At 38.1% G+C, this 23,833-nt stretch carries 20 protein-coding genes and 8 tRNA genes; 27 read left to right on the top strand and 1 reads right to left on the bottom strand.

The window, feature by feature from the left end:
- The first annotated feature begins 66 nt into the window (after nt 1–66).
- The 12 genes from BLW74_RS00965 (at nt 67) to BLW74_RS01020 (ending at nt 8,946) form a co-directional block, all read left to right on the top strand.
- Nucleotides 67–140: transfer RNA gene (locus BLW74_RS00965), tRNA-Thr, on the top strand.
- 18 nt (nt 141–158) lie between these two features.
- Nucleotides 159–239: transfer RNA gene (locus BLW74_RS00970), tRNA-Tyr, on the top strand.
- Nucleotides 240–326: 87 nt separating this feature from the next.
- A tRNA-Gly gene (locus tag BLW74_RS00975) sits at nt 327–399 on the top strand.
- Nucleotides 400–487: 88 nt separating this feature from the next.
- A tRNA-Thr gene (locus BLW74_RS00980) sits at nt 488–561 on the top strand.
- A gap of 20 nt (nt 562–581) precedes the next feature.
- Nucleotides 582–662 (top strand) — tRNA-Tyr (locus tag BLW74_RS00985).
- A gap of 83 nt (nt 663–745) precedes the next feature.
- Nucleotides 746–818: transfer RNA gene (locus tag BLW74_RS00990), tRNA-Gly, on the top strand.
- A 41-nt stretch (nt 819–859) separates the two neighbouring features.
- Nucleotides 860–931: transfer RNA gene (locus tag BLW74_RS00995), tRNA-Thr, on the top strand.
- A gap of 251 nt (nt 932–1,182) precedes the next feature.
- Nucleotides 1,183–1,863, top strand: coding sequence for a response regulator transcription factor (locus BLW74_RS01000; RefSeq protein WP_089689614.1), 681 nt, complete (start codon nt 1,183–1,185; stop codon nt 1,861–1,863).
- Nucleotides 1,864–3,228, top strand: coding sequence for a sensor histidine kinase (locus tag BLW74_RS01005; RefSeq protein WP_089689615.1), 1,365 nt, complete (start codon nt 1,864–1,866; stop codon nt 3,226–3,228).
- 217 nt (nt 3,229–3,445) lie between these two features.
- Nucleotides 3,446–4,687 (top strand): TolC family protein, encoded by a 1,242-nt coding sequence (locus BLW74_RS01010; RefSeq protein ID WP_089689616.1) that lies wholly within the window; start codon nt 3,446–3,448, stop codon nt 4,685–4,687.
- 4 nt (nt 4,688–4,691) lie between these two features.
- Complete coding sequence (locus BLW74_RS01015; RefSeq protein WP_089689617.1) at nt 4,692–5,777, top strand: efflux RND transporter periplasmic adaptor subunit; 1,086 nt, start codon at nt 4,692–4,694, stop codon at nt 5,775–5,777.
- Between the two features lie 70 nt (nt 5,778–5,847).
- Nucleotides 5,848–8,946 carry an efflux RND transporter permease subunit gene (locus BLW74_RS01020; protein ID WP_089689618.1) on the top strand — a complete coding sequence of 1,033 codons (3,099 nt, stop codon included), beginning with the start codon at nt 5,848–5,850 and terminating at the stop codon, nt 8,944–8,946.
- An 84-nt stretch (nt 8,947–9,030) separates the two neighbouring features.
- Here the strand turns inward: BLW74_RS01020 and BLW74_RS01025 are convergent, their stop codons facing one another.
- Nucleotides 9,031–10,533, bottom strand: a complete 1,503-nt coding sequence (locus BLW74_RS01025; protein ID WP_089689619.1) for a DUF4394 domain-containing protein — start codon at nt 10,531–10,533, stop codon at nt 9,031–9,033.
- Nucleotides 10,534–10,854: 321 nt separating this feature from the next.
- Here BLW74_RS01025 and tuf point away from each other — a divergent pair, with 321 nt between their 5' ends.
- The 15 genes from tuf (at nt 10,855) to BLW74_RS01100 (ending at nt 23,536) form a co-directional block, all read left to right on the top strand.
- Complete coding sequence (tuf, locus tag BLW74_RS01030) at nt 10,855–12,066, top strand: elongation factor Tu (RefSeq protein ID WP_089689620.1); 1,212 nt, start codon at nt 10,855–10,857, stop codon at nt 12,064–12,066.
- Between the two features lie 60 nt (nt 12,067–12,126).
- Nucleotides 12,127–12,197, top strand: a tRNA-Trp gene (locus tag BLW74_RS01035).
- Between the two features lie 12 nt (nt 12,198–12,209).
- Nucleotides 12,210–12,416 (top strand): preprotein translocase subunit SecE, encoded by a 207-nt coding sequence (gene secE, locus BLW74_RS01040; protein ID WP_002976410.1) that lies wholly within the window; start codon nt 12,210–12,212, stop codon nt 12,414–12,416.
- A 20-nt stretch (nt 12,417–12,436) separates the two neighbouring features.
- Nucleotides 12,437–12,979, top strand: coding sequence for a transcription termination/antitermination protein NusG (nusG, locus tag BLW74_RS01045; RefSeq protein WP_002976412.1), 543 nt, complete (start codon nt 12,437–12,439; stop codon nt 12,977–12,979).
- A 128-nt stretch (nt 12,980–13,107) separates the two neighbouring features.
- On the top strand, nt 13,108–14,181 hold the full coding sequence (locus BLW74_RS01050; RefSeq protein WP_089689621.1) for a hypothetical protein: 1,074 nt from the start codon (nt 13,108–13,110) through the stop codon (nt 14,179–14,181).
- A 290-nt stretch (nt 14,182–14,471) separates the two neighbouring features.
- On the top strand, nt 14,472–15,092 hold the full coding sequence (locus BLW74_RS01055; protein ID WP_089689622.1) for a hypothetical protein: 621 nt from the start codon (nt 14,472–14,474) through the stop codon (nt 15,090–15,092).
- Between the two features lie 9 nt (nt 15,093–15,101).
- Entirely contained in the window at nt 15,102–15,749 is a 648-nt protein-coding gene (locus tag BLW74_RS01060) for a hypothetical protein (RefSeq protein WP_089689623.1), read from the top strand.
- A 6-nt stretch (nt 15,750–15,755) separates the two neighbouring features.
- A complete protein-coding gene (locus tag BLW74_RS01065) occupies nt 15,756–16,424 on the top strand; it encodes a hypothetical protein (protein ID WP_089689624.1) in 669 nt (222 codons plus the stop codon).
- A 267-nt stretch (nt 16,425–16,691) separates the two neighbouring features.
- Nucleotides 16,692–17,135: a 50S ribosomal protein L11 gene (rplK, locus tag BLW74_RS01070; RefSeq protein ID WP_089689625.1), complete on the top strand. Its 444-nt coding sequence runs from the start codon at nt 16,692–16,694 to the stop codon at nt 17,133–17,135.
- An 11-nt stretch (nt 17,136–17,146) separates the two neighbouring features.
- The gene (gene rplA / locus BLW74_RS01075) at nt 17,147–17,839 is read left to right on the top strand and encodes a 50S ribosomal protein L1 (RefSeq protein ID WP_002976422.1); all 693 of its coding nucleotides are present in this window, start codon (nt 17,147–17,149) and stop codon (nt 17,837–17,839) included.
- Between the two features lie 17 nt (nt 17,840–17,856).
- Nucleotides 17,857–18,450, top strand: a complete 594-nt coding sequence (gene rplJ, locus BLW74_RS01080) for a 50S ribosomal protein L10 (protein WP_089689626.1) — start codon at nt 17,857–17,859, stop codon at nt 18,448–18,450.
- Between the two features lie 46 nt (nt 18,451–18,496).
- Entirely contained in the window at nt 18,497–18,865 is a 369-nt protein-coding gene (rplL, locus tag BLW74_RS01085; protein ID WP_076781873.1) for a 50S ribosomal protein L7/L12, read from the top strand.
- A gap of 273 nt (nt 18,866–19,138) precedes the next feature.
- The gene (locus tag BLW74_RS01090; RefSeq protein WP_089689627.1) at nt 19,139–19,636 is read left to right on the top strand and encodes a hypothetical protein; all 498 of its coding nucleotides are present in this window, start codon (nt 19,139–19,141) and stop codon (nt 19,634–19,636) included.
- Between the two features lie 133 nt (nt 19,637–19,769).
- Nucleotides 19,770–20,903, top strand: a complete 1,134-nt coding sequence (locus BLW74_RS01095) for a hypothetical protein (RefSeq protein WP_089689628.1) — start codon at nt 19,770–19,772, stop codon at nt 20,901–20,903.
- Between the two features lie 38 nt (nt 20,904–20,941).
- Complete coding sequence (locus BLW74_RS01100) at nt 20,942–23,536, top strand: T9SS type A sorting domain-containing protein (RefSeq protein WP_089689629.1); 2,595 nt, start codon at nt 20,942–20,944, stop codon at nt 23,534–23,536.
- Nucleotides 23,537–23,833: the final 297 nt, after the last annotated feature.

The following is a 23,833-nucleotide window of genomic DNA, read 5'->3' on the forward strand; positions in this document are numbered from 1 at the left end:
AAAATCCGTTCTATATTTGCACTCGCAAAAAAGGAACAGCGATCTTTTGAATTCTTTTTTATATTTGCCTCCATAGCTCAGTTGGCCAGAGCACGTGATTTGTAATCTCGGGGTCGTGGGTTCGAATCCCTCTGGAGGCTCATAAAATATAAACTTTTGGGGAGATTCCAGAGTGGCTAAATGGGACTGACTGTAACTCAGTTGCTTCGGCTTCGTAGGTTCGAATCCTGCTCTCCCCACTTTATATTTTTACAAAAAAACTTGCAGGATTAAATAAGTTTTCTTAGTTTTGCACAGCGTTTACCAATAGTTTTGGAAACAAAATTGCGGAAGTAGCTCAGTTGGTAGAGCGTCAGCCTTCCAAGCTGAATGTCGCGGGTTCGACCCCCGTCTTCCGCTCAAAAAATCACCTTATAAAAAGTGATTTTTTTTAACACTGAAATGTGTAGAGTAGAGTTTCTCGATCAGTTTCAGTCCTTATTAAAATGCCTCCATAGCTCAGTTGGCCAGAGCACGTGATTTGTAATCTCGGGGTCGTGGGTTCGAATCCCTCTGGAGGCTCATTTTAATATAAAATATCTGGGGAGATTCCAGAGTGGCTAAATGGGACTGACTGTAACTCAGTTGCTTCGGCTTCGTAGGTTCGAATCCTGCTCTCCCCACTTTATATTATAAAAAAGTTGCAAAACACAATAAGTTTTCTTAGTTTTGCACAGCGTTTACCAATAATTTTGGAAACAAAATTGCGGAAGTAGCTCAGTTGGTAGAGCGTCAGCCTTCCAAGCTGAATGTCGCGGGTTCGACCCCCGTCTTCCGCTCAACAAAAATCACGCTCGCTAGTGTGATTTTTTTAGTTGAGGCCGACTTAGCTCAGCGGTAGAGTGCTTCCTTGGTAAGGAAGAGGTCACGGGTTCAAGTCCCGTAGTTGGCTCTAGATTTCCCGAATTTTCTTCGGGATTTTTTTATGCCCAAATTTTATTCTAAAAAGGACAGAATAGCTATACTATACTTTAAGCAATTTTACGGTTAAACGCTTGCTTAGATAAGGTCACAAAAAAAGATCTTCACACAAGTGTAAGCAGATCTCTTTACGATTAAATCCAGATCTGTCATCAAACTTTTACCCCTTCTATAGAATACGAATCATAAAATTTTTGTTAAATTCGTGTAAAATAAATTTTGATGAATATTCTTTTATTAGAAGATGATCTCATTCTGTCTGCAGAGCTTTGCAGATTTTTAGAATCCAATAATTTTAATTGCGATAAGATCTATGACGGTGAAACTTTTCTCCGCCAGATAAAAAACAGTACATACGATTTGTATCTGCTGGATATTAATGTTCCTAAAATAAATGGGCTGGATGTTTGTCAGACCATTCGTTCTTTTGATAAAAATACACCTATTATCATCATTTCTGCGTACGGAGATATTTCTGATAAAAAAGATGCTTTTACCAGACTGGCAGATGACTATCTTGTAAAGCCTTTTCAGTTTGAAGAACTTCTTTTAAGGATCAATTCGCTGCTCAGAAGAAAAACTCCGTCCGACAATTCAGATCAGGATATCCTGAGAATTGATGATCTTATTATTAACAAAACAGAACAGAAGGTCTATCGCGGAGGAAATGAAATTACCCTTACCCTAAAAGAATTCCAGCTGCTCGTTTATCTTGCAGAGGCGCAGGGAAGAACGGTTTCCAAACAGCAGATTACAGAACATGTATGGGAACATAATTTTAATACCAATACCAACACGGTAGAAGTTTATATCAACTTCCTCAGGAAAAAAATTGATAAAGATTTTAAAATAAAACTGATCCATACCCGTTCAGGATTCGGATACTACCTAAGCCCCTTGTAAATGTCTTTAAAAAGAAAGATAGCTTTAACGATCAGTATCGCCTTTTCATTGCTTTTTGGAATGGTGATGGCGGTCATTTACTTATCCTTCAATGATTTCAGAAGGGATGAATTTAAGGAACGGTTTAGGCAGCGACTGGAATTTACTTCCCATTTCATCTCAAAATCCAAAGACTTTGAGGAAGAAGCACCGGTCTTCTTCAATGAAAACTCAGATAATATTCTTTTGAATGAAAAGATTTTAATTTTCAATGAAAAAAAAGAATTAATCTACAGTACAATCAAAGACAGGAATGTCACCTGGGACAGCGCCATGCTGAAAGAGCTGGATAAAAAGAAAATCATTTATACAGAAAAGACTGTTCCTGAGATCTATGCAGCACTCAGGACCATCAATGGTGAAAACTATTATATCCTTACCAGTGCTTTTGATACAAACGGAAAATCGAAACTTGGATATCTTAAATATCTTTTGGTTACGGCTTATGTAATGAGCACGATGCTTATTGGCTTTTTCAGCTATTATTTTGTAGAGAAGTTCCTACGGCCTCTTGAAGACCTGAATAAAGAAATTTCCGAAGTTACCGCTCATAAACTCACTACACAGATTCCTGTAGAACAGTCTAACGATGAGGTAAGTGTTCTTGCAAAATCATTTAATACAATGATCGGAAGGCTGGATGATGTATTTCAGTCGCAGAAAGATTTTACGGCGAGTGCCTCTCATGAAATCAGGACACCCATTACAAGAATGGCATTTCAGCTGGAGAACCTGATTAAGTTTGAAGAACATTCCCCGGAAACATTATCTTCTTTGAAGCAGATCCAGAGAGATGTATACCAGCTCTCTGATCTTACGAACTCACTATTACTGCTCACAAAATTTGATAAAGAAAATATCCAGAGTATTTATGAAGAAGTAAGAATTGATGAGGTGATCTTTGAAGCCTTTGAGGCCGTAGAAAAAAGTTATCCGCAGCTTAGGCTGGATTTCATGATTAATGAAGACAGCTCTGAAAATGCTTTTCTGACGATTAAAGGAATTCAGTCGCTATTGGTAATTGTCTTTATTAATTTATTTAAAAATGCAGCAGTATACTCAGACAATACCGAAGTAAATGTTCTGATTACTGAAACCCCTGACAATCTTTCTGTTGAAGTTATTTCCCACGGAAATACCATTTCTGAAGAAGAGCAGACAAAACTTTTTGAAGCGTTCACAAGAGGAAATAATGCCCAGAATATAGCGGGATCAGGTCTTGGGCTGAGAATCGTTAAAAGGATTCTGGAGTATCATGATGCAGATATCGTCTATTCTTCTCCTGAAGATTATGTGAATAAGTTTACCCTTGTTTTTAAAAAGTAGATTAAAAATCCACCGGTTTCATAAACAGCTGTTTTTTGTTAAACTCCGGATTAATTTTTTAACTTAAAATTCAATAGTTGGAGAAAAATATATTGTTTTTTATACATCGGATATTCGCTAAAACGTCCTATATAAGCCTATTTTAATATTTTTTTAAGCGTCATTTAAGTTTCTTTTAATCGCATCACAGCAATTTTGTAATTTAAAAAGAAAAATAATGAACAGAATTGCAGTGCTGTGCCTCGCCGTTTCCTCATTCGCGGCAGCACAACAGCAGATGTCTCTTTTGGACTGCGAAGAAGCCTTTCAGAAGAACAACCTCCAGCTGCTCGCCGAACAATACAACATCAATATGGCTGATGCGGATATTCTGCAGGCTAAAATCTGGGAATTACCTCAATTAAGCGGACAGTTCAATGCTTACAATCCCCAAGGGAAAAAGTTCTTCGATGTGGGGCACTCCAAAGGAGCAGGAGTGACCCAGCTGATCTATATGGGTGGCAAGAAGAAAAATGAAATTGCTTTTGCCAAATCCAATAAAGAACTGGCTCAGCTTCAGTTTTCACAATTGCTGGTAGATTTGCGATCTCAGCTCCGCTCTGCTTACTTTAATCTTTATTATGAAAAGCTAAAGCTGGAAAATACCAACAGGCAGCTAGGGTATATGAATGACCTTTTAAATGCTTACCGCGTACAGTCGGCCAAAGGAAATGTTTCCCTGAAAGATGCTGTGAGATTACAGAGCATAGTCATTCAACTCAATCATGATAAACTTGAGATCAATAAAAATATTCTTGAATTTGAACAGAATCTGAAGGTTTTAACCGGAGTTTCAGAAGAAATTGAACCTGCAATATCTGAATCAGAAGCTAAAGAAGCACTTACAGCGCAGCCTTTCGGGGATGAAAATGAACTGAAAAGCAAGGCGCTGGAAAATAATGCCGATTATCGGTACAATTTGAAACTTATTGATAACAGTAAACTGTATGCGCAGTGGCAGAAATCACTAAACGTTCCGGATGTTACCGTAGGTGCTGCATGGGATCAGGCAGGAGGAACATTCAATAATGAAGCAAATCTGACACTGGGAATTCCTTTGCCTTTATGGAAAGCCAATCAGGGGAATGTGGTAAAAGCAAATTATGCCATTCAGCAGAACCAGAAAAATGCGGATTTTCAGAAGCTAACCCTGGAAACGAAAGTGGAATCTGCCTACAAGACATGGAAAGCACAATATGATCAGCTTCAGGATGTAAAGACCACTGATCTGCAGAATATGGAACTTGTGTACAACGGAATGCTGACCAATTTCAGGAAAGGAAATGTCAATCTTATTGAATTTACGGACTTTATGGACAGCTACAGGGAAACAGCCCTTCAGATCTACGATATGAAAAATGAAATCATGCAGTCGGCAGAACAGCTTAATCAACTAGTACAAACGAAAATCTTCTATTAAAATCATGAAAACATATATTATCCCCGTATTAATGGTTCTTTCATTAGCAGCCTGTTCAAAAAAGGAGGAAGAAAAAAACGTTCACGCCAAAAAAGGATTTGAGCTCAGCAACACAATGCTGAATTCTATTTCACTGGCTAAGGTTGAAACAAAGAACATAGAAGATGAATACAGCTTTTACGGAAAAATTTCCGCAGATAAAAACAGTTATATAGATGTTTACCCTTTGGTAGGAGGAAATGTAATGAGTGTAAACGTAGAATTGGGAGACTATGTAAAAAAAGGACAGGTGCTGGCAACCATCAGAAGTACCGAGCTTGCAGAAATTCAGAAGGATGTGAGTGATGCAAAAACAGATCTTGTTGTGGCTAAAAATAATCTTCGTGTTGCAAAAGAACTTTACGAAGGAAAACTAAATACGGAAAGAGATGTTCTGGAAGCCAAAAGCCAGTTACAAAAGGCCGAGGATCAATTACAGAGAGCAGCAGCCGTAAGTACGGTTTACAATGTGAAAACCGGAAATATATACAGTGTTGTAGCACCCATCAGCGGTTATATTGTTCAGAAAAGCATCAATAAAGACATGCAGCTGAGAAGTGACAGAAGTGATAATATTTTTGATGTGGCCAATACCACCAATGTATGGGCTATCATGAACGTCAATGAGTCTGATATTGATAAAATAAGTCTTGGAATGAAGGCGCAGGTATCCACACTTTCTTATCCTGATAAGGTCTTTGACGGAAAAATTGATAAGATATTCAAAATTATTGATCCGCAGACCAATGCCATGCAGGCCAGAGTAGTGCTGGACAATGCCAACGGATTATTGATTCCGGACAGTAAGGCCACTATAAAAGTTTCCAGCATGGAAAACAGTACAACACTGGCAGTTCCATCCAAAGCGGTGATCTTTGATGATAATAAAAGTTTCGTGGTGATATTTAAGTCCAGAACGGATGTCAAAGTCAGAGAAATCAAAGTACTGAAGCAGGTAGGTGATATCACCTATATTGCAGATGGTCTCAAAGAAGGAGAGGAGGTTATTACCAACAATCAGCTGCTGATCTACCGTTCGCTGAACAGTTAGTCTAAATTAAACCATTAAGAATATGTATTTTTTTCTTTAACGGCTTTTTTAGGTCATCAATTTATCTATCATGAATAAATTCATAAAAAATATAATCGCTTTTTCACTAAAAAATAAAGCATTTACCTTTATCTGGGTAGCGATTTTAGCCATCTCCGGTTTTATAAGTTTCAAAAATATGCCTATTGAAGCTTTTCCGGATGTCACCAATACCCAGATTGTAATCATTACCCAGTGGAATGGGCGTAGTGCAGAAGAAGTAGAACGTTTTGTCACTACTCCTATTGAATTGGCGATGAGCCCGGTTCAGAAGAAAACAAGTGTCAGAAGCACGACTATGTTCGGGCTTTCTATTGTTAAAATTCTGTTTGACGATGGGGTGGACGATACTTTTGCCAGAAATCAGGTCAATAACCAGTTAAGAACCATTAGCCTTCCTGATGAGGTAGATCCCGAAGTACAGCCGCCCTACGGGCCAACCGGTGAAATTTTCAGGTATACCCTGGAAAGTAAAACAAAAGACTCCCGGGCACTGCTTACCCTGCAAAACTGGGTGATAGACCGTGCTTTAAGAGGGGTTCCCGGAGTAGCAGATATCAACGTTTTCGGAGGACAGGATAAAGTTTTCGAATTAAGTATTGATCCGAGAGCTTTGGATAAATATAACCTCACGCCGCTTCAGGTATATGATGCTGTCACCAAAAGTAACCTGAATGTAGGAGGTGATGTTATTGAGAAAAACGGACAGGCATATGTAGTACGGGGAATTGGTCTCGTAAAATCAGTAGCCGATATCGGAAATATTACCATTCAGAATGACAGCGGAAATCCTGTTTTGGTAAAAAATGTAGCGGAAGTTCATGAAAGCTCCATGCCCAGGGTAGGGCAGGCCGCGCTTAATCATCATGACGATACGGTAGAAGGAATTGTTGTGATGCGGAAAGGAGAAAACCCAAGAGAAGTTCTGGTAGGAGTAAAAGCCAAAATTAAAGAGCTTAATGAAAAAATACTTCCGAAAGATGTAAAAATGGTCACTTTCTATGACCGGGACAATCTCATGGATTTCACTACTCATACCGTAATGCATAATCTTATTGAAGGTATTGTACTGGTAACGGTAATTGTTTTGATCTTCATGGCCGACTGGAGAACTACCCTGATTGTTTCTATCATCATCCCTCTATCGCTACTCTTTGCATTTTTATGTTTAAAATTAGCCGGAATGAGTGCCAACCTGCTTTCATTAGGAGCCGTAGACTTTGGAATTATCATTGACGGAGCCGTCGTCATGGTGGAAGGTCTTTTTGTAATGCTGGACCATAAAGCGCATAAGTATGGGACCGAGAAGTTTAATAAACTCGCCAAGGGGGGATGGATCAAGCAAACCGGAACCGGACTGGGAAAAGCCATCTTCTTTTCGAAATTAATCATTATTACTTCCCTGATTCCTATTTTCTCATTCCAGAAGGTAGAAGGGAAAATGTTTTCTCCGCTGGCATTTACACTGGGCTTTGCATTAATGGGAGCATTGATATTTACATTAACACTGGTTCCTGTTCTTTCTCATATCCTTTTGAATAAAAATGTAAAAGAAAAAAATAATCCGTTTGTTAATTTTTGGGACAGAATCGTTTTGAAAGGCTTTAATTTAACATTTAAGCACAAAAAAATGAGTATGATTGTGGCAATTTCCTTTTTGGCTGTCACTTTATTTTCCGGTAAATTCCTTGGAACGGAATTCCTTCCTCAGCTGAATGAAGGTTCGTTATGGATTACTGCCGAAATGCCGATGAGTTCTTCCTTAAAAGAGTCTCTGAAAACAGCGGATCTTTTAAAGAAAGATATTATGAGTTTCTCCGAAGTGACAGATGTTCTTGCACAGACGGGAAGAAGTAATGACGGAACAGACCCCAACGGGTTCGGATTCGTACAGTTTGCCGTCAACCTTAAGCCCAGAGAAGATTGGAAACGTAAAATTACTTACGATGAACTGATTAATGAAATAGATAAAAAACTCAGAAGCTATCAGGGAATTACCTTTAACTATTCCCAGCCGATTTCCGATAACGTTGCAGAAGCCGTAGCAGGTTTTAAAGCTGAGAATGGAATCAAAATCTACGGCGATAATCTGGAAACCCTGGATAAACTGGCTCATGAAGTCTTATTGAAAATTAAAGACGTACAAGGCGTAAAAGATCCCGGAATTATTAAAAATATAGGACAGCCGGAGGTAAGCGTGGTGCTGGACAGAGATAAAATGGCCGCTTACGGCGTGATGCCTGCAGATGCACAAGCTGTTTTAGAAATGGCTTTTGGGGGGAAAACCGCATCGGAAATGTTTGACGGCGAAAGAAAATTCCCCATCCGTCTTCGTTATTCCCAGGAATACAGAACCAATGAAAATGATATAGCCGCTTTGATGGTGCCTACACAGGACGGAGCGAAAATTCCTTTAAAGGAAATCAGTACCATTGTTAAAGATAACGGAGCCGCATTCATTTACAGAGACAATATCAAGCGGTATATTGGTGTTAAATTTTCCATTCGTGACAGAGATTTGGGAAGTACAATTGCTGATGCCCAGAAAAAAGTGGAAACCATTGAACTTCCGGACGGCTATTCTGTAGGGTGGACAGGGCAGTTTGAAAACCAGCAGCGTGCTTCGCACAGGTTGGCACAGGTAGTACCCGTGAGTATTCTGATGATTTTCTTTCTTTTATTTATTCTGTTCGGGAATATGAAAGATTCTCTTCTCGTATTAGCCAATGTACCATTCGCCCTGATCGGAGGAATTATCGCTTTACATGTTACCGGAATCAATTTTGGAATTTCAGCCGGAGTAGGAATGATTGCCCTTCTGGGAATCTGTATCCAGAATGGAGTGATTCTTATCACAGAATTTCATCAGAATGTTAAAGATGGAATGGATCTGGACACAGCCATCCTAAATGGAGTAAAGTCCAGAACAAGACCTGTAATTATGACAGCATTGATGGCTTCCATAGGATTAATGCCGGCTGCACTGTCTACAGGAATCGGATCAGAATCCCAAAAACCTCTGGCAATCGTGATTATTGGAGGATTAATTACGGCTACAGTGCTTACGCTGCTTATTTTCCCAATTATTTTCTGGATTTTCAACAGAACGAAAAAGCTCAGCCAAATTTAGATTATCTTTCATTTATATTAGTAAGAAGCGCGGAAAACTTTGTTTTCCGCGCTTCTCGATTATTGAAATAAAAATATGATGAGTTTAAAATCCTAATCCTACTGCAAAAGCTTTTACGGTATTCGGGTAATCGGAAACTGATGTAGCAGCTCCTGTTGCTGTATTAATAGAGTAAATTTTGGTAGAGGAACCTACAGAGGCCATTAAATAGGCTTTTTGGCTCATACTTCCAATATCAAATCCATTGGCACTGGTAATGTTGATTCCTAAAGAACCTGTTTCCACTAAAGTTCCGTTGTTCGGTGGGTTTTGCTGGTATAGTTTATCTGTATTATGATCAATCACAAAAAGAGTAGTAGAGGTAGCTCCCGCAAAGTTATTGGTATATGCAGCAGCGCTTATCATAGGACTTCCCGGATTTAATGTAAGATCAGTAGCGGCTATTGTTCCGTCATTAGGATTGAGTCGAAGGTTTTGCCCTGTATTGCTCACCACTCTTATCCTGTCTACAGTTGGATTAAAGTCAAACCCAAAATCTGTTCCGGAAAGTAAAGTTGAAAAAGGAGCATTACCAACCGCCGTTGCGGTTCCGGTTCCTAAATTAATAGTATATATTCTGCTTGAGCTTCCCAAAGCATACAATTGCCCGTTGGCAGGACGGAAATCTATCCCTAAAATATTTTCACCACCTTGCAGTCCCGCTATGGTTTTCGAAACAGGCATAGGACTGTTTGGATTGAAAATTTGAAGATTATTTGCATTATCAACAGCATAAGCCACCGGTTCTGTAGGAATAGCAATATCAATGACTGCCTGCTGAAGAGTTCCTATAGAGGTCGCTTTTCCATTATTCAGATCCAGAACATGTAATTTATCATTGAAAGCTAATAAAGCAGTACTGTTATCATACTTGATATCAAACGCAGACTGCCCTGTAAAAGTTGTACCGAGACTTCCTACTTCTACTAAAGTTCCATTGTTGGGAGGATCCTGTTTGTATAATTTTCCCAAAGCCGGATCAATATCATATAAAACAGTAGACGCCGCACCCGCTTTGCTGTTGGTGTAGGCTAATCCTGTTACAGAAGGATTTCCTGTTCCGTTAATGTTAATATCCGTAGCAGCTGCAGCTCCGGTTTCAGGATGTAAACGCAGATTTTGCCCGGTATTACTCACCAGACGAATCCTGTCAACAGTAGGGTTGAAATCAATTGAAGCTATTGTGCCGGAGATCATCGGTGTAAACGCTGTAGAGCTTACTACTCTTGCCGAAGCATTAGACGTGTTGATGATATATAATTTGCTGGCATTGGATAATGCATACAATTCTCCTGTGGCCGGTCTGAAATCTATGCTTAGCAGCTTCTCTCCGGAGGCAACGCCTGTTACAGCTGTTTTTGAGGTGAAAGTTTTAGGGTTGCTGGAATTAAAATAAACCAGCTCATTCATTGCTGTCAGTCCGTATACCATAAGATCCGGGCCCTTTGGATTTGTATTTTCAGGCATATTGTTTTCGTCTGAATTATCGCAGGAAAATAATGCCATAAAAGCAAACAGGGCTAAATACATGTGTAATAGTTTTCTCATAATATTAATTTTAGTTGTTGTTTTGATATGTACGAGAAAAAATAAGTATTGGATTTTAAGACAGAGATAATTAACTTTTTTTGTCAATATATTGTATTCATAACTAGTCACATAGTTTATATTTTTAATAAAACGTTTCTAAGGATTTTTTCTATTCGGAAAAATGTGTAAATTTGCAGTCTCAATACGTTAAATATAAGGTTTGTCCTTCACTGGATGAGAATATTGAAAGTTTTTTTAATAAAAAGTTTTTGGTATTTAAAAATTCATTATATTTGCACACCGAAAATTTGAAAAACAATAAATAAATAATTTTAAATCATGGCAAAGGAAACGTTTAATCGTAACAAACCACACTTGAACATTGGTACTATTGGTCACGTTGACCATGGTAAAACTACTCTTACAGCTGCTATTTCTGCTGTATTAGCTAGCAAAGGTCTTGCTGAGAAAAAAGACTTCTCTGCAATTGACTCTGCTCCAGAAGAAAAAGAAAGAGGTATTACTATCAATACTGCTCACATCGAATACGAAACTGAAAAAAGACACTATGCTCACGTTGACTGTCCAGGTCACGCCGACTATGTTAAGAACATGGTAACTGGTGCTGCTCAGATGGATGGAGCTATCGTAGTATGTGCTGCAACTGATGGTCCTATGCCTCAGACTAGAGAACATATCCTACTTTGCCGTCAGGTAAACGTACCTAGAATCGTTGTTTTCATGAACAAAGTTGACATGGTAGACGATCCTGAGTTGTTAGAGCTTGTTGAAATGGAACTTAGAGACTTATTGTCTACTTACGAATTTGACGGAGATAACTCTCCAGTAATTCAAGGTTCTGCTCTAGGTGCTCTTACTGCTGCTACTGCATCTCCTGCTAACACAGAAGATAAGTGGTTCAAAAGCGTAGAAGAATTAATGGATGCTGTTGATAATTGGATCGAGCAACCACCAAGAGATACTGATAAGCCATTCTTGATGCCAATCGAAGACGTATTCTCTATTACAGGTAGAGGTACTGTAGCAACTGGTAGAATCGAAGCTGGTGTTATCAACACTGGAGATCCAGTTGATATCGTAGGTATGGGTGACGAAAAATTAACTTCTACTATTACAGGAGTTGAGATGTTCAGAAAAATCCTAGATAGAGGTGAAGCTGGAGATAACGTAGGTCTATTGTTGAGAGGTATTGAAAAAACTGACATCAAGAGAGGTATGGTTATCGCTAAGAAAGATTCAGTGAAGCCACACAAAAAATTCAAAGCTTCTGTTTATATCCTTTCTAAAGAAGAAGGTGGACGTCACACTCCATTCCACAACAAGTACCGTCCTCAGTTCTACGTAAGAACTACTGACGTTACAGGTGAGATCTTCTTACCAGAAGGTGTAGAAATGGTAATGCCTGGTGATAACTTAGAGATCACTGTAGAATTGTTACAGCCAATCGCTCTTAACGTAGGTCTTAGATTTGCGATCAGAGAAGGTGGTAGAACAGTTGGTTCAGGTCAGGTAACTGAAATCCTAGACTAATCATCTTAAAAATATAAAAAGCTTCCGTAAGGAACTCTCTTTACGGGGCTTTTTTTAACTACGGGCATCGTCCAATGGTAGGATACCGGTCTCCAAAACCGTTGATCAGGGTTCGAATCCTTGTGCCCGTGCAAATATAAATTATGAGTTCATTTGTCGATTTTTTAAAAGGTTCTTATAACGAATTCAGACATAAGGTTGAATGGCCAAAGTGGGCTGACCTTCAGTCTTCTACAATCGTAGTGACTATTGCGACAGTGATTCTGGCATTATTTACCTTTGGAGTTGATGAATTGTTTTCGAAAGCAATCAGCAACATAATTGGAATGCTAATCAACTTGTTCAATTAATAATTAAGTATTTTCCCATAATGAGCGAATTGAAATGGTATGTGCTGAAAGCAATCAGCGGACAGGAAAATAAAGTGAAAAACTATATTGAGACAGAAATCAAACGTCTAGGGTTTGAGCAGTACGTTACTCAAGTGGTTATTCCTATGGAAAAGGTAATCCAAATTAGAAACGGAAAAAAAGTTCCTAAAGAAAGACCTTACTACCCTGGCTACTTGATGATTGAAGCTGACCTGATGGGAGAGATTCCTCACGTTATCAAGAATATTCCTGGTGTTATTTCTTTCTTAAGCTTAACAAAAGGAGGAGATCCTGTTCCAATGAGAAAATCTGAGGTTAACAGAATGCTTGGAAGAATGGATGAACTTTCAGAATTTGCAAGCGATGTTGAGATTCCTTATGTAGTAGGTGAAAACGTTAAGGTAATTGATGGACCTTTCAACGGATTCAACGGTACAGTTGAGAAGATTCTTGAAGACAAAAAGAAAATTGAGGTTTCTGTATTGATCTTCGGTAGAAAAACTCCAATGGAACTAAGCTACATGCAAGTAGAAAAAGTATAATAATTACGTATAAAAATATAAAAAGACTGCTGATAAGCGGTCTTTTTTTATTCAGGAAATAAGATAGGACTATGATATTATCTTCGAAAAAAAATAGCAGCTTTTTGTTATATTCTTCCTTTTTAATTATGATTTTTCTTTATGTCATTTTTAAATTATACGGAAAGGCTGCATTATCTATTCATGAGTGGACGTTGTCTGACTGGCTGGTCAACTATGAAGACGGAGGGTTTAAACGTCGGGGAATAAGTGGAACTCTATTTTTTGCTATACAGGATACCTTCGGTATACCTTTACCTTTTCAGGTATATATCGTGCAGATTGTTTGTTATGCGCTTATTTTTTGTGCGTATTTCAGGCTGTTATTAACAAAGACAATAGATTGGAACATTTTACTGCTGTTATGTTCCCCGCTTTGCTTTATGTACTTTCCCGTTAATTTATCTTATTCCGGCAAAAGAGAAATGATTCTTTTCGCGCTTGCCGCATTTTTTGCTTTAGGTAAAATGACTGTCCTTAAGGAAAGAATTTTTTTGATCTTATTTTGTTTAAGTCTGTTTATCCATGAAATGTTTTATTTTTTCCTTCCTTTTTTTATTGCCATACATTTTATTAAAACAGGAGAAAAGAAATACTCCCTTTGGCTGCTCTTTTTCGCTTTTTCTACCATCATCATGGGTATTCTGTTTTTTTTCGGAAATGAAATCAATGGCGGTAAGAGTTTGGATATTATAAGGCAAAGAGGGGTGGTTTTTAGCGATAATAATATTTTTCTGTATAAATTTTCGGATGGAATTGAACTTATAAAGCATGAGGTTGTTTCCTATCTTTTCTTCATTTTGGAACTCGTTCTTGAAGTTTCAATGTTTTTATATTATGTATTTACATTTTATAGAAACAAATTTAATGCACTGATCAAATTTGTTGCAGTAAGTCTCCTTTGGGTATCACCCTTGTATATCTTAGGGATTGACTGGTACAGATGGGATCATATCTATTCGATGCTTCTGTTAATTATTGTAATTTCTATATTGCCGGATAAAGTAGGTTCCGGAATTTCATTTAACCAGAATAGGTTCTTGAAAAGTTTCCTTTTTATTAATATTATATTTTTTATCTTTTTCTTTATCCATATTCAATATGATGGAAGAGGTCTTTCCTTACAGAAAGTAAAAGAATATTATTTTTCTAAGTTCTTTTAGTGTTTGACCGAGCAAATTCACCGTTCTGCTGCCAGAAAAGACTTTCCTTTAATTAAATGATCACCATCTGGAGAATAGATAGAGTTTTCTGTATCAATGTTTTTGTACTGCCATTAATTCACCCATGGATGGCATACTTCTTGCAACACTCTGTTAACTAATCCAAATAATTTTATATTTTTTATTTCATACACTGTTTACAGGTGTATGGAGTGCTTATATTTAAAAGAAATAAAGAATATAAAATCGGAACGAGTATCCAAAACACAAGCTTTAAATAACACAACCCAATGACAAAAATTATTTCGATGATCATTTTGGTGGGCACCTCTATGCTCGCAAGTGCTCAGGTTGGTATCAATACTACTGCGCCTGAAAAAGAACTTACCGTGAATGGTACCATGAAGACATCAGGAATTGTTTTCAAACAGCCGATGGAAAAACTGAAAGCGGACGAGAATTACACTTTCATTATTAAATCTCCGGCACCCGAAAATAAAATTACTGCGTACAACGATTCCTTTGTACCCAATTCACCGGCTCCGATAAACCTGATTCAGTTTAAAATTACATGTGATCCATCCGATAAAGATTGGGTCAATCAGTTTGATACAAAGATCAATTCCAATAAATTTCTGGTGGTGATATCATCATTTGGATTTACACAGCCTACAAGGACTTTCTCTGCGGATTGGTTGACACCTGTGCCTCAGATCTTTGCGTACTCCTCAGGAGGAACCTGGAAACTTAAAGCAGATTATCAGGGGTTTGCTCCGGATAACTCTTTCCCTACAGGCGTGTGGACGCTAAATTTATTGGTCTTCGACAGATCATACGCTAAAGAATTTAACCCTACGCAGAATCTCAATGCTTCAACTACCGGTGCTGCTACAGCTCCGTTAATTCAATAAAATACAACTATGAAAAAAATAATTGCGGTACTTTTTACAGGTTTTGCTGTTGTAAGTACGTATGCACAAGTAGGAATTAATACTAAAACACCTAAAGGAACTCTCGATGTTGAAGGAGAAACATTGGTAGAGTCTTATTTAATAGATACAGAGAACACAAAGGCAAACGGAAACTATCTTCTGCTTACCCGTTCTAAAGATACTTCACCAGTAGGTAAGGTTAAGCTGCTGGACATATCACTCCGTAATGTAGCTCCTGTAAATATGTATAATGTTGTACTGACCAATGTAAGACAGGATGAAGTTGTGAACCTCAATACAGGATTAGATGTAAATAAATATGTAGTGGCCATTACAGGTGCTGTTTTTACGGGAGCGGTCTCAGCGGCAAATACCACAACCAGTCCCAAATCATATGGTTCTTATGCGACTGAAATTACGCAGGTAACCAATGCAGGTAAAAACTATCATGCTATTAATTTAGCTTTTAAAGGGGCTGGAACAGTTTCTTCTCAAAACGGAACCTGGACATTTACTTTGAATGTATTTGAAAAGTCATTAGTTAAAGACTGGGGAACTTTCAATGGTTCTGTTTCAGCATCAGCTTCACCGGGATATTCCGGACTATCAACCAATACGCCTCTAGGGCTTCAATAAAAGACTATGAAAAAGAGAATTTATATCACTATAATAATGTGTCTTGGGATATTTTTGAATGCCCAAAAAGGAAAAGTAGGAATAAACACAGCCACCCCTGCAGAAACACTTGATGTTAACGGAAAGACTTACACCAATACATTATATCTGAGGAATCCGGGAGAACCTACCATGACGGGTGGAAGCTTTTTAGCCACTTCTCAGAATGGTTTGCAGCTGTATGATCCATCTCTGGAAAGCAGTGGATTATTTAATTATCTAAAACTCACCCTTACCGGAGTATCCGGAGCAGGAATTACAGATTATGATACCAAAATTGATGCAAACAATTTTCTGGTGATCCTTCACAACTACTCTTTCAAACTTAATGATGGAACTACCAACGTAATGCTTGATTACGGAGACAATGGGGTGAATGACAACAAACAGGGATCACCGGATGTGGTAGCATTCAAAAGCAACGGAACCTGGCATATCAGAGCCAGATTTACAGACAGCAGAATTATTGCGGCCACTTCAGCTACCCCGTCAAGAACGTACAACAACTTTACCGTTGATCTGTATTTAATGGCTTACAGAAGGCTGATTGAAAAACAGAATATCAGCGATATTAATGCGGATCTCGGAGGAACAGACGGTTCTACCCAGACGATCAATAAACCATCCGGTTTTTAATTAATTTTTCATTTTAAATAAAGAAACGGTTATTTACATTAAATAGCCGTTTTTCTTTTTTCTCCGGAGGATCTGAAAATAAATGGGAAACATCTTATGATTTATTTTCTTTAAACTTTTTAAAAATCAGCAATTTCCATTTGCTATTTCAAAAATATTTTATACTTTTGCAGTCCAAAAAGTAGGTTTATTGTTATGTGAGTGCATAACCTACTGAATAATAAATGCTTCCAAACTCATTAATTATTCAAATTTAAAAAACAAACAATGGCTAAGAAAGTCTTTAAAATGGTAAAGCTTCAGGTGAAAGGTGGCGCAGCTAACCCTTCTCCACCAGTAGGTCCAGCATTGGGTTCTGCAGGTGTGAACATCATGGAGTTTTGTAAGCAATTTAACGGAAGAACCCAAGATAAGCCAGGGCAAGTTTTACCTGTAGTAATTACAGTATATGAAGACAAATCTTTTGAATTCATTATTAAAACTCCACCTGCAGCAATCCAGTTAATGGATGCAGCTAAGATCAAGGGAGGTTCTGGTGAACCAAACAGAAACAAAGTAGGTTCTGTAACTTGGGAACAAGTAAAGAAAATCGCTGAAGATAAAATGGCGGATCTTAACTGTTTTACATTAGACTCTGCTCTTTCTATGGTTGCAGGTACTGCTAGATCTATGGGATTAAGAGTAACAGGAACTAAACCAACTAACGCTTAAAACTTAAAGAAATGGCAAAATTAACTAAAAAGCAAAAGGAAGCTTTAAGCAAAGTAGAAAAAGGAAGAATCTATAACCTTGAAGAAGGTTCAGCTCTTGTAAAAGAAGTGAACACTACAAAGTTTGATGCTTCTGTAGATATCGCTGTAAGATTAGGTGTAGACCCTAGAAAAGCAAACCAGATGGTAAGAGGTGTTGTATCTCTTCCTCACGGTACTGGTAAAGATGTTAAAGTATTAGCTCTTGTAACACCAGATAAAGAAGCAGAAGCTAAAGCTGCTGGTGCTGACTATGTAGGTCTTGACGAATATTTACAAAAAATCAAAGAAGGTTGGACAGACGTTGACGTTATCGTTACGATGCCAGCTGTAATGGGTAAATTAGGTCCGTTAGGTAGAGTATTAGGTCCAAGAGGTTTAATGCCAAACCCTAAATCAGGAACTGTAACCATGGAAATTGGTAAAGCAGTAACTGAAGTAAAAGCAGGTAAAATTGATTTCAAAGTAGATAAGTATGGTATCATCCATGCTGGTATTGGTAAAGTATCTTTCGATGCTGCTAAGATCAAAGAAAATGCTCAGGAGCTTATCCAGACATTGATCAAAATGAAACCAACTGCTGCTAAAGGAACTTATGTGAAGAGCATCTATTTGTCTTCTACAATGAGCCCGGGTATTGCAATTGATACTAAATCTGTTAACTAATATTTAATCCTAAGACAATGACAAAAGACCAAAAAGTTGTAGCAATACAAGAGATCAAAGACTTGCTTCAGGATGCAAAAGTAGTATACGTAGCAGATCTAGATGGTTTGAACGCTGCTAAATCTTCAGATTTCAGAAGACAGGCTTTCAAGCAAAATATCAAAGTGAAAGTGGTAAAAAATACCCTTTTACAAAAAGCAATGGAGCAGATTGAAGGAGTAGATTTCTCTGAAATGTTCGAAACATTCAAAGGAAACTCTGCTTTAATGATTGCTGAGACAGCTAACGCTCCTGCAAAATTAATCAAAGATTTTAGAAAGAAAGACGAGAAGCCTGCTTTGAAGTCTGCTTTCGTACAAGAAACATTCTATGTTGGTGACAATAACCTTGATACTTTAGTAAGCATCAAGTCTAGAGAAGAAATGATCGGTGAAATCATCGGATTACTTCAGTCTCCAATTCAAAGAGTTGTTTCTGCTCTTCAAAACAAATCTGAAGCTGTAGAAGCTCAAGCTGAAGAAGCTGCTCCTGCGGTAGAAGAAACTCCTGCTGCTGAAGCTCCGGAAGCTCCTGCTGCAGAAAGCACTGACGAAACGCCAGCTGCTGAATAATTACACTCAAAAAATTAAATAAATAATCAACAAAAACATTACAACAATGTCAGATTTAAAAAATTTAGCTGAAACGCTAGTAAACCTAACTGTAAAAGACGTAAACGAATTAGCTGCTATCCTTAAGGATGAGTACGGAATTGAGCCAGCTGCTGCTGCTGTAGTAGTTGCTGCAGGTGGAGCAGGTGAAGCTGCTGAAGAAAAGACTGAATTCGATGTAATTCTTAAGTCTGCAGGTGCTTCTAAATTAGCTATCGTTAAATTAGTAAAAGATTTAACTGGTGCTGGTCTTAAAGAAGCTAAAGATATCGTAGACGGTGCTCCTGCTCCAATCAAGCAAGGTGTATCTAAAGACGAAGCTGAAGCTCTTAAGAAGCAATTAGAAGAAGCTGGTGCTGAAGTAGAATTGAAATAATTTCAATTGTATATAAATATAGGAGCCCGGGCATCTGCCCGGGCTCTTTTTTTGTATGTAAGTCTTTGTAAATCCGTAGTTTAATTTATAATGGTATTGTGTTATTATTAAATCATCTTATATTGTATTTTATTATGATTGATTATTTGATATAAATTAACATAATATTGTGTTGATATTTTTGTCTTATGCGTTATTTATGTATGTTTTTATTAATAAAGTATTGTTTTGATTGAAAATATATTATATTTGCAGTGAAAAAACACAACATAATTGGATAGAAATTACTTTCTTTCCTACGGCCATAAGATAACGCTTCTATTGCTTTTGGCGGCTGTAGGAAAAATAAATGCTAAGCTTGTATCTGTGATGACGAAACCTGCGTTATCATGTGCAACAGATATTAATAATCATCTGCAACGGTGCTCGGCTGATGTTTCTATTTATTTATTTTCTGATGCAGATAATCAAAACCTGTATGCCGTAAGCAAAACAAGTGCTGTTCAGAATAAAGCCCATTCTCTCTATTTCAAAAATTGTGGCTGTCCACTTAATTTCTTTAATAATAGTCATCTGCAGAAGCTTCTCCAAAGAGAGAGCAAATTAGTCACCATTCAAAATAGACGGAACAATCTGTCCCTGATTTCCCCATCAGATATTTTCCCGTTATTGGAAGAGGTCAAAAAGCTCTATAACAATTCCGTTAAACTCATTGACGGTTTTAAGTTTATTGTTAAGATTCCTGATAAGCTGATGCATTCCCTTATTTAGTAATATTTCTTACAATTTTGGAAACTCTTACAGTACAACCTGTTATTTCATTTATGATTTGAATGAGAGTGTCCTGGATTTGTCCTTTTAAAATAAACACATCAACATAAAAAAACAGCAAATATCATTAGAAATGAAAAACAAATTATTAACCATCGCTCTTTTATCATCTGGTTTGACCACGTTCGCTCAGGTAGGGATTAATACTTCGCAAGCGCAGGCAACACTTGATGTCGTAGGATCACCTTCTAATACAAGTAAACTGGACGGGGTAATAGCGCCAAGGCTTACTGGAGTACAACTGAAAGCAAAAAACTATAGTGCAGCACAAACCGGTGCAATTGTATATGTTACAGCAATTGAAGCTTCGCCTACAGGACAAACTGTGGACGTGATATCACCGGGATACTATTATTTTGACGGAACCAAATGGGGAAGCCTGGGCGGAAGCTGGCGGATAACAGGGAATACCGGTACAGCAGCTGCAACGGCGGCTTTAGGAACAGATATTGGAACCGGAAATTATTTAGGGACCAATGACAGTCAGAACTTAGTTCTGGCAACTCAAAAAAATGTAAAAGGAGTTTTAGACATTAATGGAACTTTACAGGGAGGAAATGCTAATTCTGCTTCGGGTTCTTTCGCTTCATTTACGTGGGGTTCCAATAATACCCTTACCAACAGTACCTCCTCCAACGTTGCATTGGGAAAAGACAATACGGTTTCTGCGCAGGGGAACTTTCCGGCTGTAGCTATTGGACTAAATAACACGGCCAATAATGGGGCTAAAGTAATAGGAAATAACAACAGCGCTACGGGTGCCAATAATCTGGTTTTTGGAAACCTTAATACGGTAACAGGAATTGCGGGGCTTACTATTGGGAATAATCATAACAATAGTGGTGGAATTGCCATTGGAAGTGGAAATACAACCTCACTGAACAATATTGCTGTAGGTTCTGCCAATACAGCTACCGGTACAGAAGCTTTTGCAATAGGATTTTCCGGGCAGGCAGCTGCTGGGCAGCTGGTGTATGCCAACAAGGAGCATGTTTTCTTGAATAAAGGTAATGGAACAGATACCATCTTAGGAATCAATATGGCTCCTACAGCAGCTACATCTACAGGTGCTGCGATCCAGATGAAAGGAATTGCTTCCGGAGCCAACGCAGCTTGTACAACAGCTGAAGAAGGTGCAATCCGGTATAACGCATCTACGAGAGTGCATGAAGGCTGCAATGGAACCAACTGGAAAGCACTTTACTAATTCAATAAAAATAAACACAAACCTTAAAAAAATAAAAAATGACCAGAAAATTATTCGAAAAGCTGGCTGCAATGCTTATGACACTGATGATGTCTGCCGTAGTATTTGCGCAGCAGGGCTATGAGCCTATCCGTGGAATGGGTGTAGAAGCAAAGCCTGTAAACAATTCAGGGATCTGTCTTGCATGCTATAACGGAAGTATGAACCCTGTAGTGGACGCCAGTCTTGATAACAGTGTAAGTATGGGAAATTTCGCTTCCCTTTTAAGTGGAAACGGAATCTCTGTCAAAAATAAAAATACAGCCTATCCTGCGGGATATATTACCGGATTCAATGTAGATCTTGGAACAAGTTTTATTACCGTTGATCTGTTGAGCTCTTTGAGAATCAGTACTTATAAGAATGGAATACTTCAGGAAACAACGACCAGCAGTACACTTTTATCAGTACCTGCATTCGGGGGAAGCAAAAACAGAATATTCCTGCACTTCAAAACATCAAAAGAATTTGATGAAGTAAGATTGTATCAAACCAATGTTCTTTCCGTATTCAGTGCAATGAATGTATATTATGCATTTGCATTTGATCCTGCAAAAGTACCAACGGATAACAATGGGATTTGTGATGACATTATTGCCGGAAGCGGTGTGGATGGCAATGTATCAGGAAGCAGCAGTTTCCTTGCTCCGCTTTCTTATGTTCAGAATAAAGAAAGAATTGGTGACGGAAACAAAAACTCTTACGGATCAATAGTTCTTCCTGTAGGATTATTAGGATCCTACTCAGTGGGAGTGCTTGATAAAAATCAAACATATCCTGCAGGAAACAGAACAGGATTTGTTATTGAACCGGACGATCAGGGGAAATTGTTAAGTGCAGAATTCCTGAAAAATATGACGATAGAAACTTATCTTTTCGGGCAGCTTCAGGATTCAAAACAATTATCCGATGGAGGAGGCCTGATTAATATTAAAGTATTGGGATACGGATCAGGAAAACAAAAAGTTACCCTAACAACTACCAAGCCTTTCAACGAAGTAAGATTAAAAATTACCCAAACCGTAGGGTTTAATTTAGGAGCCTTAAAAGTATATTACGCTTTTGAAGAGCCTGTTACCTGTGAATGTGATGATAAAATCCAGACCAGCGGTTCTTCGGTACCAGGAAATTTGGTGACAGGTACTACATGGACCTCAGGCCCGGGATTTCTAGGTCTTATACTGGCTAAAATGACAAATCCGGAAGCTATTGTGGATAATAACCCGTCTAACTATGCAACAGCTACTGTTCCGGCAGCCTCCATTTTCAGTCTTTTCTCAGCATTTGCAACCGTAGGAACTAACGCTGTACTTCCCGCTAATACAATGGCCGGATTTACTGTAGAAAAAGCAGGAAATCTTCTGGGAGTAAGTGTTCTGGAAAATATTACTGTAACATTGTATAACGGAAATGTCTTGACAGATACCTTCACCAGTTCAGGAAGTCTTATCAGCGGGAATTTCTTCACCACAAATTCTAATAAATTCTATGTTGGAGGAAAGGCTACAAAACCTTTTAACCGTATTAAAATCACTTTCAACAGTGGAACAGCAATTCGTATTCCTCAAAATTACTATATCTATAATGCTTTTGCGAGCAGAGATGATGATAATGACGGTGTTCCGAACTGCTTCGATCAGTGCCAGGGAGGTGATGACAGTATAGATAATAACGGAAACGGAATTCCTGACTGCGCGGAAGGATGTACAGCAGTAAACGACAAATCACCTGCATTAGATACAGATGGCGATGGAATTGTAGATGCCTGTGATCTTGATTCTGATAACGATGGCATTCCGGATGCTATAGAAGATTTTGACAAAAATGGTAAATTCCAGGATGATGATAATGAGGGAGATATCCTGATAACGCCGGTGCTGGGTGATTCTGTACCGAATTATCTTGATCTTGATTCTGATAATGACGGTATCCTGGATTTATTCGAATCTGGAATTCCCAACTCAGTAATCAATCAGATTGACGCAGATCATAACGGTATTATTGATGCCAATGTGCCGGTAGGTAAAAACGGAATTGCAGATATTCTGGAAACTTCTCCAGATTCAGGAGTATTGAAATATTCAATTAAAAATACAGACGGTGATGATAAGCCGGACTTCCTGGATATTACTTCCAACGGTTCGGATCTTGACCTTTATAAAATAGGAAAAGCCAACCTTGATACCTTAGGAGGAGGATTTATCTCCACGATTGATGATAAAGATAAAGACGGTATTCAGGCTGTAGTAGATACAGATCTTGTGAAAAGAGGAGCTCCGGATTCGCCGCTTTCACCCTATGCTTCATTGCTGAAAAATGCATCCAATGCCGCAAAAATTGCAGCAGCAGATATTACAGAAGTAGCAAATGACATAAAAGTATATCCGAATCCTGTAAAAGCTGGAGAAAACCTTAGAATTACATCTGCAGAAGAAGGCGTGTATACATTGTTCTCAGCGCAGGGACAGGTAGTTAAAACAGATAAGTTCAATGCACATACAGGTATTGATACATCTTCACTTCCAACTGGGGTGTATATTATTAAGATAGAAACTCAATCGACGATAAAATCTTATAAGGTTATTGTGAAATAATCATAAGATTAGCTTGTGTTGTGGAGAGGCTGCTCATATTGGGGCAGTCTCTCTTATTTTAAGAGTCTCAAAATGAGATGATTTATTTGTTTTTGTGGATAACTTTTTGTATCTTTGCCCCTCTTTTGGCGCGAAAAATTGTTTGTAAATTTATAAAATACTGAAAATCAACTCTTTCATTGTGATAAACATGGAAGGGATTTCGTGTTTATAGATATTGCGGTAATATAGCCTCAAAAGTAATAAAAATATTTTGCATTACGCTGTGAAAAGATATACCAGTGTTGCAGTTAGAAA

The sequence above is a fragment of the Chryseobacterium culicis genome (assembly GCF_900108365.1).
Taxonomy (GTDB): Bacteria; Bacteroidota; Bacteroidia; order Flavobacteriales; family Weeksellaceae; genus Chryseobacterium; species Chryseobacterium culicis.